This is a genomic window from Rhodoferax sp. RT5P35 (genome assembly GCF_056521385.1).
Map to the genome: position 1 here is coordinate 143419 of NZ_JBWMAX010000010.1, position 14469 is coordinate 157887.

Annotated in this window: 15 protein-coding genes; 6 read left to right on the forward strand and 9 right to left on the reverse strand. The window is 65.4% G+C overall.

Annotated elements, in window-relative coordinates:
• Window positions 1-17: 17 nt before the first annotated feature.
• Window positions 18-923, reverse strand: a complete 906-nt coding sequence (locus AC097L_RS16875; RefSeq protein ID WP_479587693.1) for an amino acid ABC transporter substrate-binding protein — start codon at window positions 921-923, stop codon at window positions 18-20.
• A gap of 50 nt (window positions 924-973) precedes the next feature.
• The gene (locus tag AC097L_RS16880; protein ID WP_479587694.1) at window positions 974-1951 is read right to left on the reverse strand and encodes an ornithine cyclodeaminase family protein; all 978 of its coding nucleotides are present in this window, start codon (window positions 1949-1951) and stop codon (window positions 974-976) included.
• 137 nt (window positions 1952-2088) lie between these two features.
• On the opposite strand from AC097L_RS16880, the gene AC097L_RS16885 reads away from it, so the two are divergent.
• Entirely contained in the window at window positions 2089-2709 is a 621-nt protein-coding gene (locus AC097L_RS16885; protein ID WP_479587695.1) for a helix-turn-helix transcriptional regulator, read from the forward strand.
• A gap of 192 nt (window positions 2710-2901) precedes the next feature.
• Window positions 2902-3249: an HPF/RaiA family ribosome-associated protein gene (locus AC097L_RS16890; RefSeq protein WP_479587696.1), complete on the forward strand. Its 348-nt coding sequence runs from the start codon at window positions 2902-2904 to the stop codon at window positions 3247-3249.
• Window positions 3250-3253: 4 nt separating this feature from the next.
• On the opposite strand, the gene AC097L_RS16895 is transcribed toward AC097L_RS16890, so the two are convergent.
• Both AC097L_RS16895 and AC097L_RS16900 read right to left on the reverse strand, forming a co-directional pair.
• On the reverse strand, window positions 3254-4045 hold the full coding sequence (locus tag AC097L_RS16895; protein ID WP_479587697.1) for a transglutaminase domain-containing protein: 792 nt from the start codon (window positions 4043-4045) through the stop codon (window positions 3254-3256).
• Between the two features lie 95 nt (window positions 4046-4140).
• Window positions 4141-5061, reverse strand: a complete 921-nt coding sequence (locus AC097L_RS16900) for a LysR family transcriptional regulator (protein WP_479587698.1) — start codon at window positions 5059-5061, stop codon at window positions 4141-4143.
• Window positions 5062-5157: 96 nt separating this feature from the next.
• Between AC097L_RS16900 and AC097L_RS16905 the strand changes: the two genes are divergently transcribed.
• From AC097L_RS16905 to AC097L_RS16915, 3 genes are all read left to right on the forward strand, one after another.
• Window positions 5158-6360: an MFS transporter gene (locus tag AC097L_RS16905; protein WP_479587699.1), complete on the forward strand. Its 1203-nt coding sequence runs from the start codon at window positions 5158-5160 to the stop codon at window positions 6358-6360.
• A 68-nt stretch (window positions 6361-6428) separates the two neighbouring features.
• Window positions 6429-7607, forward strand: coding sequence for an MFS transporter (locus AC097L_RS16910; protein WP_479587700.1), 1179 nt, complete (start codon window positions 6429-6431; stop codon window positions 7605-7607).
• A gap of 14 nt (window positions 7608-7621) precedes the next feature.
• Window positions 7622-8272, forward strand: a complete 651-nt coding sequence (locus AC097L_RS16915) for a glutathione S-transferase family protein (RefSeq protein WP_479587701.1) — start codon at window positions 7622-7624, stop codon at window positions 8270-8272.
• 217 nt (window positions 8273-8489) lie between these two features.
• Here the strand turns inward: AC097L_RS16915 and AC097L_RS16920 are convergent, their stop codons facing one another.
• From AC097L_RS16920 to AC097L_RS16935, 4 genes are all read right to left on the reverse strand, one after another.
• Window positions 8490-9248 carry a sulfite exporter TauE/SafE family protein gene (locus tag AC097L_RS16920; RefSeq protein ID WP_479587702.1) on the reverse strand — a complete coding sequence of 253 codons (759 nt, stop codon included), beginning with the start codon at window positions 9246-9248 and terminating at the stop codon, window positions 8490-8492.
• Between the two features lie 430 nt (window positions 9249-9678).
• Window positions 9679-10107, reverse strand: coding sequence for a hypothetical protein (locus tag AC097L_RS16925; RefSeq protein ID WP_479587703.1), 429 nt, complete (start codon window positions 10105-10107; stop codon window positions 9679-9681).
• Between the two features lie 76 nt (window positions 10108-10183).
• The gene (locus tag AC097L_RS16930) at window positions 10184-10537 is read right to left on the reverse strand and encodes an aminoacyl-tRNA synthetase (protein WP_479587704.1); all 354 of its coding nucleotides are present in this window, start codon (window positions 10535-10537) and stop codon (window positions 10184-10186) included.
• Window positions 10538-10588: 51 nt separating this feature from the next.
• Window positions 10589-12439 (reverse strand): patatin-like phospholipase family protein, encoded by a 1851-nt coding sequence (locus AC097L_RS16935; RefSeq protein WP_479587705.1) that lies wholly within the window; start codon window positions 12437-12439, stop codon window positions 10589-10591.
• A 98-nt stretch (window positions 12440-12537) separates the two neighbouring features.
• On the opposite strand from AC097L_RS16935, the gene AC097L_RS16940 reads away from it, so the two are divergent.
• Window positions 12538-13881, forward strand: coding sequence for an MATE family efflux transporter (locus AC097L_RS16940; protein WP_479587706.1), 1344 nt, complete (start codon window positions 12538-12540; stop codon window positions 13879-13881).
• Here AC097L_RS16940 and AC097L_RS16945 read toward each other — a convergent pair.
• A complete protein-coding gene (locus tag AC097L_RS16945) occupies window positions 13878-14423 on the reverse strand; it encodes a lipocalin family protein (protein WP_479587707.1) in 546 nt (181 codons plus the stop codon). The genes AC097L_RS16940 and AC097L_RS16945 overlap by 4 nt on opposite strands.
• Between the last annotated feature and the right edge of the window lie 46 nt (window positions 14424-14469).

A 14469-nucleotide genomic window follows, 5' to 3' on the forward strand; every position in this document is an offset into this window, starting at 1 on the left:
GGTTCCTTTATTGCGCGTCATTTGGCTTCATAGCTCTCGGCCGGGTTGTCGTTGGGGCGTGCCACCAGCGCCTGCAGGCTGGTGCTCATCGCCAGGTGCATGGCAATGCCACGCGGCGGGATGGCATCCACCAGCCAGCGTTGGTAGATTTTGGCCAGTTCGCCGGAGCGCATCATTGCGGTGATTTCGGCATCCATCGCCTGTTTGAACGCCTGGTCGTCCTTGCGGAACATGATGGCGATGGGCTCTACCGCCAGCACCTCACCCAGCAGCCTGAAGTTTTGCGGGGTTTTGGACAGGGCGATATTGCCCGCCAGCACGTTGTCGTCTTCCACCATGGCATCGGCGCGGCCGGATTCCAGCAGCATGAAGGTGTCGCCGTGGTCCTTGCCGAATACCTCTTTGAAGTCCAGCCCGGCCGCCCGTTTTTGCTGGCGCAGGGTTTTGACGGCGGTGGAGCCAGAGGTGGTGGCCACGGTGGTACCCGCGAGCTGGGCCACCGACTGGATGCCCGACTTGGCGTTGACGGCGATGCGCACTTCGGTGACGAAGGTGGTCACGGCAAAGGCCACCTCTTTTTGGCGCACCAGGTTGTTGGTGGTGGTGCCGCACTCCACATCCACCGTGCCGTTTTGCACCAGGGCCATGCGGTTGGCCGAAGTCACGGGCTGGTAGTGGATGGCCAACTCGGGCAGCTTGAGCTTGCGGCGGATGCCGGCGATGGCCCGCTCGCACAGCTCCACTTGGTAGCCCACATATTTGCCGTCGCCGGTGGTGTACGACAAGGGGGCTGCGGCATCGCGCACGCCGACGACGATGCGCTGCGTTTCGGTGATTTTTTGCAGGGTGTCGGCATGGGCTGCGTTGGCCCCGAGCGCGAGTGAACAGGCGGCAAAGGCCGCGTAAGCCATTTTGGTCAACATACAACTCCTGGGGATGGTGGATAGCAAAGAAATATGGGGTGCGGTGGCCGTCACCAGGGCCAGTGCAGGCGCTGGCCGCGGGCTTGGGTGGTGGCGCTGTGGTACAGCGACTCGGCCACGGTCAGGTCTTGCAGGGCGATGCCGGTCATGTCGAATACCGTGATGGCACCGGCCGGGCGCACCCAGGGCGCAGGGCCGAGCAGCAGTGCGCCGATCTCGGCCATGGCGCACGCGGGCGACCACTGCGATTCGCCCACGCTGCGGGCCTGGGCCATGTCGTCCACCACCAGCAAGGCGGCATCCAGCAGCCCGGTGGGCAGTTCGCGCTTGCCCTGGGTGTCGGCCCCCACGGCGTTGATGTGGGTGCCAGGCTGCACGGCCTGCCGCGAGAACAGGGCCTGGGTGCTGGGCGTGGCGGTAATGACGATGTCGGCCTGGGCCACGGCGGCATCGGCATCCACGGCGTGGGCGATGGCGCAGCGGTCGGCAAACGCGTTTTCAAACGCGGCATGGGCTTGGCCGCCCGCCGTCACGTACAGCACCTGGCGCAGCGCGGGCCGCACCCGCAGGGCGTAGTCGAGCTGGATCTGCGCCTGCACCCCGGTGCCGAACACGCACAGGCGGCGGCTGTCTTCGCGGGCCAGCAGCTGGATGCCCAAGCCCCCGGCGGCCCCGGTGCGCATGGCGGTGACGTGGTTGCCGTCAAACACTGCGCGCGGGCGGCCGGTGGCCGGGTCGATCAGCACAATCGTCGCCTGGTGCGCATCCTTGCCGCGCGCACGGTTGCCGGGCCAGAAGCCTGCGATCTTCAGGCCCAGCACCTGGGCCGTGGCGATGTCGCCCGACTTGATGCCGAACACCGCGCTGTGGCCGTCGGCCTGCGCCACGCGTTCACGCACCAGCGGAAACACCCGCCCGGTGCGGGCGCTGTGGGCTTCAAACGCCTGGCGCACGCAGCGCAGGGTCTCGGTATGGGTGAGCAGGGCCTGGACGGTAGGGTCGTCCAGCAGCAACAGGTCGGGGGCCATGGTGTCTATTTCTCTGTGTTTTGGAAAATATATCCAATACTAGACAAATAGTCAATTATTTACGGGTGGTGATGGTCTTCGCCCGTGGGATACGATCCGGAACTAGACAATTTGTCTGGATTTCAGACGCGACACGCATGGCCAAAAAATCCAACCAGCACCTGTTCTCCCAGCTCCAGCAAATCGCCGAAGGCCTGGGCAAAACCTTTGCGCCGTTTTGCGAGGTGGTGGTGCACGACCTGACGCACCCCAAGAACGCCATCCTGGCGATTGAAAACAACCTCAGCGGGCGCGGCATCGGACTGCCAGCCACCGAGTTGGGCCTGGCCCGCATCCAGGACCCGCAGTACCCGGCGGTGATTGCCAACTATGCCAACCAGTTTGCCGACGGGCGCAAGGTCAAAAGCACCTCCATCGGCATCAAGAACGAAGCGGGCGAGTACGTGGCCGCGTTGTGCCTGAACGTGGACCTGACCTTGTTTGGTGGCATCCAGGCGGCGATGGCGCAGTTCATGGCCACCGAGTCCAGCGCGGTGGCGGAAACCCTGGACGCGGCCAATGCCGACCGCATCCGGCAAACCATCGACGACTTTGCCGCCGCCCGGGCCACCACCTCCCGCGCGCTCAAGTCCGCCGACCGCAAACAGTTGGTGCAAGACATCAAACGCGCGGGCTACTTGGACATCCGCCGGGGTGCCGAAATCGCTGCCGCCCACCTGGGCGTATCGCGCGCCACGGTGTACAACGACGCGAAGTAGGGCGGAGAGAAATTTAAGCAAAAAGTGCAGTTTGGCTATGCATTACATACGCTGCTAGCTATAAAAAACAGAGCGCGCATAATGGGCTGAGGGAACTCAGCGCCCTACCTTGGTCTCTATCCAGTAGCCGTCGCAACATAGCGACCCTGGCAGCATCGGCGCTCTGCCCCTATTCACCACAAGGAGACTCTTATGCAGATCCAGTTCAACACCGACCACAACATCGAAGGCCATGAAGGCCTGGCAGCCCACGTTACCGGGGTGGTGCAGCACGCGCTGGCCCGGCTCAGCCCGCACATCACCCGCGTCGAAGTGCACCTGAGCGACGAAAACAGCGACAAAAACGGCCACCAAGACAAGCGCTGCATGCTCGAAGCCCGCCTGGAAGGCCGTCCGCCCGTGGCCGTAACCCACCATGCCGACACCCTGCACAAGGCGGTCGATGGCGCGGCCGACAAACTCACCCGCAAAATCGACGACCTGCTGCACAAGCTGCACGACCAGAAAACCCGTGGCGACGCGCTCGTCTTGCCGGAGTAAAAAGTTAGGTAGGTGCCAGGTTCACCGTCACCTGCATGTTCTGGATCTGCAGCGGCGCGCTGCCGTAGTCGGAGATAAACGCCACATCCGCCGCGTCGCGCCCGTAGGCCAGCACGATGCGCCCGCCGCGCGGCTGGCTCTGGGTGGCATCAAAGGTGTACCAGCGGCCACCCACAAAGACCTCGAACCAGGCGTGCAGGTCCATCGGGTCCAGCCCGTACAGGTAGCCCACGACAATGCGCGCGGGCAGGCGCAGGCTGCGGCACAGGGCGATACCCACATGCGCAAAGTCGCGGCACACGCCTGCGCCCTGGGACAGCGTGTCCATGGCATCGGTGGTAGCGCTGCTTACGCCGTACTGGTAGGTGAGGTTGTTATGGATCCAGGCGCGGATGGCTTCTGCCTGGTCGTAGCCGGGTGCCACGTTGCCCACAATGCCCAGCGCCCGCTCGGCCATCTTGTCCGACGGGCAGTAGCGGCTTTGCAGCAGGTACAGCAGCACGTTGTCGGGCAGCATTTGCATGGGGGTGGGGGCGGCTTGCGGGGCGGTGGCAATGTTGGCATCCACCTCGGCGGTCACCGACAAGGCCATCTGCGTGTGGCCAGGCTGCAGCACCATGCGCTGGCACAGGTTGCCGTACACATCGGTGTAGTCAAACCGCGGCACCCAGGGCTGCACGTCGAAGTTTTCCTGCAGGATTTGCTGGGCCTCGCCCTGGCAGGCCCGCAGCATGGCGACCAGGGGGCAGTCGGCAGCGTTGTGCACCGACAGGGTACAGGTGGCGGTGATTTGCATGTGTGTAGCTCCCAAAAAGCAAGTAGCTTAGACCTGCACGTGTGACAAGCATGTAGGAGGAGCGCGCTATATCTTGAGGACGCGAGGCTCTGCGCTCACGCGGGCTCCAAGCCGTGGTGCAGGGCGGCGCGCAGCACTTCGGCAAAGCGCCGCAGCTTGGCCGGATAAAACTGGGCGTAGGGGTAGAGCAACACCATCGGCAGCGGGGCGGCGTGCCATTCGGGCAGCAGGTGCACCAGCGTGCCGTTGGCCACGTCGTCGGCCACCGCCCAGGCAGAGGCGACGCACACGCCCAGGCCCATCAGCGCGGCATTGCGCATCGCAAACAGGCTGTCGGTGCTGATGCGCGGCTGCAGCGCCAGGCGGTGTTGCGCGCCGCTGCGGTGCTGCAGGGTGATTTCGTTGCGGTAGAAGGTGCGCAAGGCCAGCCAGGGCAGGGTGGCCAGGTCGTCAGCATGGGTAGGGAGGTTGGGCCGCAGGCCATCGCCCAGCAGGCTGGGGGCGGCCACCACGATGCGCGGAATCTCGGCCAGCTTCACCGATACCACAGTCGGGTCGTCCACCGCGCCGACGTGGATGGCGCAGTCGATGCCATCGGCAATGAAGTTGGGCGTGCCATCGTGCAGCAGCCATTCCACCGCCACCCGGGGGTAGCGGCGCAGATACTCGGCCAGCGGGGTGATGAGCTGCTGCTGGCCAAAGGCGTGCGGCGCCATCACCCGCAGCGTGCCCTCGGGCACATCCTGGCTGCCGCGCAGGTCGGCCTCGAAGGCATCCCAGCGGCCCAGCAGCTCCTTGGCACGGGCGAAGCAGCGGCTGCCGTCTTCGGTGAGTTGCATGGCATGGGTAGAGCGCTGCAACAGTTTGATGCCCAGCGAGCGCTCCAGCGCCTGCAAACGGCGGCTCACCGTGGGCTGGGTAGCGCCCATCTGCAGCGCCGCCGCCGACAGGCTGCCCGCCTCGACGATGCGCACAAAGGTTTGCATCAGTTCGATGCGGTCAGGGGTGGTCTTCATGCGTATAGCGTATAGGCATTGTGCTTAGCGTGGGCGTTCCCAAGTTTGTAAAGAACAAGGACACTCGCGGCATTCGACAATTTGAGGGTTTACACCATGTCTTCTACCGTTATGACGCATAACCAACCCGCTGCCATGCCCGGCGCACTGGTGCTGCTGTTGGCCGCAGGTGCGGGCCTGGCCGCTGCCGCGCTGTACTACAGCCAGCCCATGCTGGGCGTGCTGGCGGGAGAGTTCCAGGCCTCGCCGGTCGCCATCGGGCTGGTGCCGACGTTGACGCAACTCGGCTACGCGCTGGGCCTGATCCTGCTGGCCCCGCTGGGGGACCGGTTTGACCGCCGCCGCATCATCCTGGGCAAGGCGGCCATTCTGTGTGTTGCGCTGCTGACCGCGGCGGCGGCACCGTCGATTGGCGTGCTGCTGGCGGCCAGCCTGGCGATTGGCATCTCGGCCACCTTGGCGCAAGACATCGTGCCCGCCGCCGCCACGTTGGCCCCGGAGGCCAGCCGCGGCAAGACGGTGGGCACGGTGATGACCGGGCTGCTGCTGGGCATTTTGCTGTCGCGCGTGGTGTCGGGCTTTGTGGCCGAGAACGCGGGCTGGCGCAGCATGTTCGTGGTGGCGGCCCTCAGCATCGCCTTGCTGGGCGTGGCCGTGTGGCGCGGCCTGCCGCGCTTTGTGCCGACCACGCAAATGCCTTACCTGGCCCTGATGGCCAGCCTGGGCACGCTGCTGCAGCGCCACGCCGGTTTGCGCCGCGCCGCCCTGGCCCAGGGCCTGCTGAGCGTGGCCTTTAGCGCGTTCTGGTCCACCCTGGCGGTGATGCTGCATGCCGCGCCCTTCCATCTGGGCAGTGCCGCTGCCGGCGCTTTTGGGCTGGCGGGGGCTGCTGGTGCACTGGCCGCGCCGCTGGCGGGCAAGGTGGCCGACCGCAAAGGCCCCGAGGTGGTGACGCGCATTGGTGCGGGCCTGGTGGTGGCCGCGTTTATTGCCATGGCCATCGGCGGCATGGATGCTGGTGGCCCGCTGTGGCTGATCGCCCTGGGTGCGGTGGTGTTCGACCTGGGCGTGCAGGCCAGCCTGATCGCCCACCAGACCATCGTCTACAGCCTGGAGCCCTCCGCCCGCAGCCGCTTGAATGCGGTATTAATGGGCAGCATGTTCATCGGCATGGCCAGCGGAGCCTGGCTGGGCAGCCAGGCTCTGGCGCAAGGGGGCTGGCCGGGTGTGTGTGGCCTGGCGGCCTTGGCAGGTGGGCTGGCCCTGGCGGTGCGGCTGTGGCCGAAGGCCCAGGCATAAAATAGGCTGCTGGTGCAGGTTCTACTTGCACTGGAAGCTATATTTTTAAGAGCAATTCTACTTTTTACATGGCTCCACTATCCACCACCCACTGGCCCCGCGTCCTCACCCTGTGGCTGTGCGGCGTGGCGGCAGCGATGCAGTTTTCCAAGGTGTCTTTCGCCTTCCAGGCCCTGCAGGCCACCTACGGGGCCACGCCTGCGGCCATGGGCTGGATTTTGTCCACCGTGGGTATGGTGGGGCTGGTGTTGGGCGTGGCGATGGGCTTGTGCGCTCCGGCCATCGGCTACCGGCGCCTGCTGCTGGTGGGCATGGGGCTGGGGGCGGTGCTGGCTTTGGTGCAGTCGCTGGTGCCGCCGTTTCCCCTGCTGTGGCTGACGCGGCTGTTAGAGGGCGTGTCGCAACTGGCGGTGGTGGTGGCCGCGCCCACGCTGGTCATGCAGCACAGCGCGCCGCAGCACCGCGCTATCGCCATGGGGCTGTGGAGCACCTTTGTGGGGGTGGCGTTTGCACTCACCGCGGCGGGCGGGGGCTGGGTGCTGGCGCATTTCCAACTGGGTGGTTTGATGGCGGTGCATGCGGTGGCGATGGCGTTGATGGGCTGTGCCGTGCTGTGGCTGCTGCCCCGCGACAGCGCCGCCACCCAGCCCTGGCCCGCGCTGGCCAGTCTGCCGCAACTGCATGTGGGCATTTACAGCCAGTGGGCTACGGCGCTGCCGGGCTGCTGTTTTTTCTTCTATACCGCTACCGCCATCGCCTTGCTGACCTTCCTGCCGCAGCAGGACGGGGCCGACCGCGCCTGGCTGGCGGTGGTGCTGCCACTGCTCAGCATTGGGGGCAATTTTTTGGCGGGCTGGCTGGCCCAGTCTGTGCTGCGGCCCGCGCGATTGGTGCGCCTGGCGTTTGCGGGCATGGCTGCTGCCGGGATGGCGCTGGGGGTGTGCCTGTGGCAAGGCGTTGCGATTGCGCCGGTGGCCCTGCTGCTGATGGCGCTGGTGGGCCTGGCTGGCGGGTCGTCGTTTGCACTGGTGCCGTATTTGAGCGACGCGCACCCAGTGCAGGCCCGCGCCACCGGGGCCGTGGCGCAGATGGGCAACCTGGGTTCTACCCTGGGTCCGCCGGTGTTTGCCTACGCCATCGCAGGGTTGGGCCCGTTGGGCCTGGTGCTGCCGCTGCTGGTGTTGGCGCTGCTGGGTTTAAGCTTGGCCACCTGGGGCATCCGCCAGCACCACCGCCAGGCACCCTAACTTTTTTGCCACCTATGCTGCAACTCCACTACGCTCCCAGCACCGCTGCCATGGCGCCGCACATCTTGCTGGAAGAAATCGGCCTGCCGTTTGAATTGCTGCTGGTCGACACCAGCGCAGGTGCACACAAGGCCCCCGCTTACTTGTCGCTCAACCCCAACGGCCTGATTCCGGTGCTGACCGACGCCGACCTGGTGCTGTTCGAGTCCGCCGCCATCTGCCTGCACCTGTGCGACAGCCACCCCGCCGCGGGCTTGGCCCCGGTGGTCGGCACGGTAGAGCGCGCCCATTTCTACAAGTGGCTGGTCTGGATGACCAACACCCTGCAAAGCACGCTGATCGCCTACTTCTACCCGCACCGCTGGGTGAACCCCGGCAACACCACCGGTGCCGCCGAAGTGCAAGCCCAGGCGGAGCTGCGCGTGGGCGGCCTGCTGGCGCAACTGGATGCCGAGCTGGCCCGCCACGGCGGCCCCTGGCTGCTGGGCCCCACCTATTCTGCGCTGGACGCGTATGCGCTGATGCTGTGCCGCTGGACCCGCAACTTCACCAGCGCCCCGGCGCGCACCTACCCGCACCTGGGGCCGTACCTGCAGGCGGCGCTGGCGCGCCCGGCGGTGCAGCGCGTGCTTGCCACAGAGGCATTAAATCAGCCTTGGGTTTGAATTTACGCACCCCCAGGCTACAGTGCTTCGCATCTTTCGCCAACCCCCTTGCAGGGGGCAACACCAGCAGCCTGGCAAAGCCAGTTCTGCGGTGTTTCTGGAAGGATTGTTTACCGCGCTCCGTGGGATCTGAGTAGTTGCCTATTTTCGAATAAAAAGTGACGCTAGCGCTTATTCCACCTACGCTATAAGCTATTTAATTTATAGCAAAGTGTAGCTACTGGATAAAGGCGGTGTAGCCGGTTTTCAGGATCAGCGCGCCCACCACCACGATGAAGACGACGCGCACGAAACCGGTGCCGTGCTTCAGCGCCATGCGCGAACCCAGCACGCTGCCCAGTACGTTGGCGATGGCCATGGGCAGCACAAAGTGCCACCAGATGTGGCCGGTGGAGACAAACAAAATCAGCGCTGCCAGGTTGGTGGCGGTGTTCAGCAGCTTGGCCGAGGCCGAGGCGTGCAAAAAGTCGTAGCCCAGCCAGCGCACCATCAAGAACACAAAGAAGCTGCCCGTGCCCGGGCCAAAAAAGCCGTCGTAAAAGCCGATGGTCAGGCCAATCGCGCTGGCGACCAACGCCTCGTGCAGGCCGCCAAAGCGCGGCGCGTGCACCTTGCCCAGCTCTTTCTTGGCCAGCGTATAAATCAGCACCGCCAGCAGAATCACTGGCAACAGCTTGCGCAAAAAGTCGCTGGGCACCACCGTCACCAGCCAGGCCCCGAACATCGCCCCGGCAAAACCCGCCGCAGCTGCCGGTAGCAGGCTTTGCCAGCGCAACTGCACCCTGCGGCTGTACTGCCAGGTGGCAAACCCCGTGCCCCAGATGGAAGCCCCCTTGTTGACCCCAAACAGCGTGGCCGGGTGGGCGCTAGGAAAAGTGGCAAACAGCGCAGGCACCAAAATCAAACCCCCGCCCCCCACAATCGCATCCACAAAACCAGCCAGCAGCGAGGCCAGCGACACAAAAATAAGTTCCATGCCAAGATTGTCGCATTCAAAACCGCTCTTGTTTTAAGAGCATGTACTGCAGATGGAATAAGCGCAAGCGGCCTAAAAGCATAAACCAACGCAATGACATCCCTTCGTGAACAGCGCGGAGCTGGCTCCGCCAGGCCGCTGCTGTTGCCCCCTGCAAGGGGGTTGGCGAAAAGCGCTTGCGCTGTAGCCTGGGGGTGTGCAACAGCCACAAAAAGAAAAAGCGCCGTGGTTAAGCGGCGCTTTTCAAAAACATCTCGTAGCGGATGTCTAAATAGATTTGTTGATCATTCTGCTGGGTGTCTCCCCGGACCCTCGCTGGGAGAAGCGCTGGGCCCCTCTGCAAGTTGACGAGACTGTATCCGTATGCACAAAGGCCAGTACTAGGACTTACCCTTTCTGGTGCGCACTGTTTTAGAACGTAAACCCGTTTTCAGTGCGCCACTTGGCGGTGCGCCAGCATCTGTTCTTCGGCCATGAAGTCGCTGTAGGTGAAATCGGCATGGCCGATGTCGGCCTCGTCGTGCGCGTTCGCCAGGGCTTGGGCCAGCAGCTTGCGCAGCACCATCAGGCTGCCGGGGTCCAGGGCTTTTTCGGTCTCGGTCAGGGCCTGTTGCAGGTCCAGGCTGCCCATGTGGGCCTTGTGCGGGTTCAGGGTCTCGATGCCGCGCGTCAGGCGCAGGGCCAGTTGCCGGGTGGCGATGAAGCGGCTGGCGGCAAATGCGGGGTGTACGCGGCTCAGCACCAGTTGCAGGCCGCCCAGCAGAATTTGCAGCTCCAGCAGCTTGGGGTTGTCGGTCACCCGGGGCAGCATCAGCTCGGCGTTCCAGGGCGATTCTTGGCGCAGGTCGGGTGTGTTCATAGCGTCAAAGTTTATAGCTTGCTATGGTTTTGAATCACCGCAAAGCGGCATAAACGCCCAGCAATTGCGGCCTTCGCTAGGCCGCCCGGAGTTCCTTGGGATGTTCAAGTCGGCGCACCACTTCCTTGACCACAGCCAGCATCACCGCGCGGTCGGGGTTCGGGTGGTCGGCCAGGTGCTGGGTGGTGCTGCCAGCCTGCACCCAGGCACCGGCGGCGTCGGCCCCAAAGTGCAGCGCGATGCGGTGGGCGATGAGCAGCGGGCCACAGGCGCTCCATTGGCGGCTCCACTGCGGCAGCTTGGTGCGCCCCTCCCACAGCGTGCCTGCGGTTTCGTAGCATTCCTCGATTTGGTGGTGGCCCAGCAGATGGGCCAGTTGCCGCTCTTTGGCAACGCAACTGCGAAAGTATTCTTCGTCGGTCATGCGCATGGAGGACTCCTTGTGACGGTTGAACCACTATAGGCCTACGGATCGGGAATGTCAGGCGGGGTGGCCCGACTCGTCAAGCACCTGCACGGCATGCGCATAGCCGCGCTGGACGATGTTTTCCAGCCGCCGCCATTGCAGCATGCCGACGCGGGTCAGCGGCGGGTTGAAGTACAGGTCGCACAGCTGCTGGGCACTGTGCTGGCGCGACATGCTGTACAGGATGGTCACCGTCTGCAGGTAGCTGGGCAGCGACGGTAGGCGGTACCGGCGCTGGGCCAGCGGGCGCAGGCGGTCGCGCAGCAGGGCCCAGCTGCCTGGCATGTCCTCAAAGTCCACCCGCACGGGGGTACGGATGTTCAGGTCTACGCCGATCACCCGGCCCACGCCGCGCATGCTGCGCATCACGTCCACCGGGAAGTTGTTGAAGCTGCCGCCGTCGCACAGCAGGTCGCCGCCGTGCGCCACCGGCGGCAGCGCACCGGGGATGGAGGTGCTGGCCAGCAGCGCGTGGGCCAGGTTGCCGTGCTGCAGGCGCTGCTCGCTGGCGGTGGAGAAATTGGTGGCCACGCAGAAAAAGTTTTTCCACAGGTCTTCGATGTCGGCGTCAAAGCCCACCAGTTCTTCTACCGCCGTGCGCAGGATGCGTTTGAGCCGCAGGCCCTTGATCAGCGACAGCACCGGAAACAGGTTGAAGTCGCCGGTGGGGTTGGTGGCAAAGGCGCGGCGGGCGTTGGCCATCACTACTTCCAGCGGCTGGTCGGACGCGGCGTAGCTGGCCATCACCGCGCCGATGCTGGTGCCGCCCACCCAGTCCACCTCGATGCCGCGTTCTTGCAGGGCACGCAGCACGCCCAGGTGGGCCAGCCCGCGCGCGCCGCCACCGGCCAGCACCAGGCCCACGGCGGTGCGGCTCTGGATGCGGGCCAGCCGGGCCATGTCGCGGGGCAAATCGGGGCGGATGTGGATGTGCCCGGCCACGGGGCGCCGCGCCAGCCAGGCCGCGGTGCCACGCGGCGAGGGTTGGTTGGCGGGGTGCAGCAGCACCAGGATGTCGGCAATCACCGTCAGCGGCGGGCGGTTGCTTAAAAACCGCACCTCGCTGGGGTGCAGCACCGGCGGCTGGGTGGCATCGGCCAGCAGCAGTAGCTCATCGCAGTGGCGGCAGCAGCGCTGTGTCCAGGCCGTGGGCGTGGCATCGGCCAGCAGCAGCACAAAGTCGTGCTCGGCCTCGATTTCGTCCAGCAGCATGGCAATGCGGCGCTGGGTTTCCTTGTCGGTGTTGTCGCTCGGGCCCAGGCCCAGTGGCTCCAGCCGCTGGTCGATGTCGTGGCGGCTGACCACGCCCACCCGGCCCAGGGGCTTGAGCTGGGCGGCCAGCTGGGCGGCAAAGTCGGGCAGGGCGATGCCGGTGGTGATGGGCAGCAGGCCGATGGTGACCAGTTTGTCGGCGGGGGTGGCCTGTTTGCGGTCTTTGAGCTGGTGGATGATTTGCGTGGTGAACGCCATGGACACCTGGGCGCTGCAGGCCAGCAGGCGCTGGAAGGCCGGGCGGTCCAGCCGGGCCAGCACCGCATCGCGTACGGCCACCACGGTGGCGGCGCGCGGCTCGCCGGTGTACAGGCTCATTTCGCCCACCACTTGGCCGCGCACGATGTCGCCCACCCGCTGCGGGCTGCTGCCTTCGGACTGCACAAAGGCGCGCAGTCGGCCGCTGACCACCAGGTACATCGCATCGCCCGCCGCGCCCTGGGTCAGCAGGGTGTCGCCACCGCTGATCTCCACCCAGGCCAGGCTGTGCCGCAGCAGCGCCATGGCCTGGGGTTCCAGCGCGCCGAAGAAAGCGTGGAGGTGGCGCACCAGCAGGGCATCTTGGGATTTCTGGCGGGAGTGGAAGCTTGTCATGGCGATGTTCTTTTAAATGAAATTGGCACTTTGCGTAGATTGCACTAGCGCAAGTAGCTATTGTTTTAATAGTAATAGGGCTTGTACCATCGGCCCCCATGACCTCCCCCGCTTCCCCCTCGGCTTCGCCACGTTTTGTTACAGGCCCATTGTTCCGGCATGTGGCGGTGATGTCCACCACCTCGGCCATCGGGCTGGTGGCCGTGTTCATCGTGGATCTGATCAACCTGTTCTACATCTCCCAGCTGGGCCAGCAGTCGATTGCGGCGGCGGTGGGGTTTGCGGGGGTGGTGGGTTTCTTCCATGCCTCGCTGTGCATCGGGCTGACCATCGGCATCACTGCGGTGGTGGCGCGCACCGTGGGCGCGGGCCGCGCGGTGGATGCCAAGCGTCTGGCCACCTCCAGCCTGCTGCTGATGGCGCTGCTGGCCGCTCTCATCGGCAGCGGTACCGCACCGTTTCTGCACCCGCTGCTAGAGGCCCTGGGTGCCACCGGCGAGACCGAACGCCTGGCCGTGCGCTACCTCAGCGTCACCGTGCATTCGCTGCCGCTGCTGGGGATCGGCATGGCCTGCTCAGCGCTGATGCGCTCGGTGGGCGACGCGCGCGGGGCCATGGCAGTGACGCTGGGGGCTGCGGTAGTGACGGCCGTGCTGGACCCGATTTTGATCTTCGGCCTGCACATGGGGCTGGACGGCGCGGCGGCTACGTCGGTGGTGTCGCGCAGCATTTTGGCGGCGGTGGGCTTGCGCGGCGTGTTGCGCCACGGTTTGCTGGGCCGCTGGGACCGGTCGGCCTTGGGCGCAGATGCCAAGCTGCTGGCGGGCGTGGCGGGCCCGGCGGTATTGACCAACCTGGCCACCCCCATCAGTGCCGCGTTCGTGACCCATTCCATTGCCCAGTTTGGCGCGTCGGCCGTGGCCGGGCAGGCCATCATCGACCGCGTCACCCCGGTGGCGTTTGGGCTGATCTACGCGCTCAGTGGCGCGGTGGGCCCCATCCTGGCGCAAAACCTGGGCGCGGGCCATTTCGACCGGGTGCGCCAGGGCCTGCGCGACAGCCTGCTGTTCATGGTGATCGCGGTGGGCACCGCCTGGCTGCTGCTGGCGCTGGGGCAAAACGCGCTGGTTTGGGCTTTCAGCGCGCATGGCGAGGCAGCGCATCTGATCCACATGTTCTGCTCCTGGCTGGCCGCCAGCTTTTTCTTTGCCGGGGCGCTGTTTGTGGCCAATGCCGCGTTCAATAACCTGGGCAAGCCGCTGTGGTCCACCGGCTTCAACTGGGCCCGCGCCACCCTGGGCACCATCCCGTTTGCCTGGTGGGGCGCGCAATTCGGTCCGGTCGGCGTGCTGGCCGGGGCGGCCATCGGCACCGCGATTTTTGGTTTGCTGGCGATGGGGGTGGCGTTCCGTCTGGTGGGGCGGATGGGGCCGCGCGTCTAGCTGTCGTTGCGGCTCTGGTCCACCCACACCAACTGGTCTACCGCCAGCCCCAGCTGCTGCGCCTTGGCCAGCAACTGGGCGCGGATGTCGGCGGGCAATTGTTTGTCGCGCGCCAGAATCCACACGTAGTTGCGGTCGGCCCCCACCACCATCGCCCAGCGGTAGGCCGGGTCCAGTGCCACCACGTGGTAGCCGCCGTAGAACGGGCCGAAGAACGACACCTTGAGGGATGCGGTACGCGGGTCGCCGGTGAACTTGGCCACGCCCTCGGCCTCTTTCCAGGCGTTTTTCTCGCTGCTGAAGCCCCGGTTGATGACTTGCACGCTGCCATCCGGTTGCAGGGTGTAGCGGGCGCTGACGTTGTCCAGCCCGCGTTCAAACGAATGGTCCAGCCGGGCAATCTCAAACCACTTGCCCGCGTAGCGCGTGGCATCGAACGGCGTAACTGCCGTGATGCCCTCGGGCAGCGATGTGGAGCAGCCGCCCAGGGCGAGCGCGCAGGCCAGCAGCAGGGGGACTAAACGGCGAAAAGTGTGTTGCATAAAATTTATAAAAAATCAGCCTCTAGCGCATATGTTACCTGCGCAA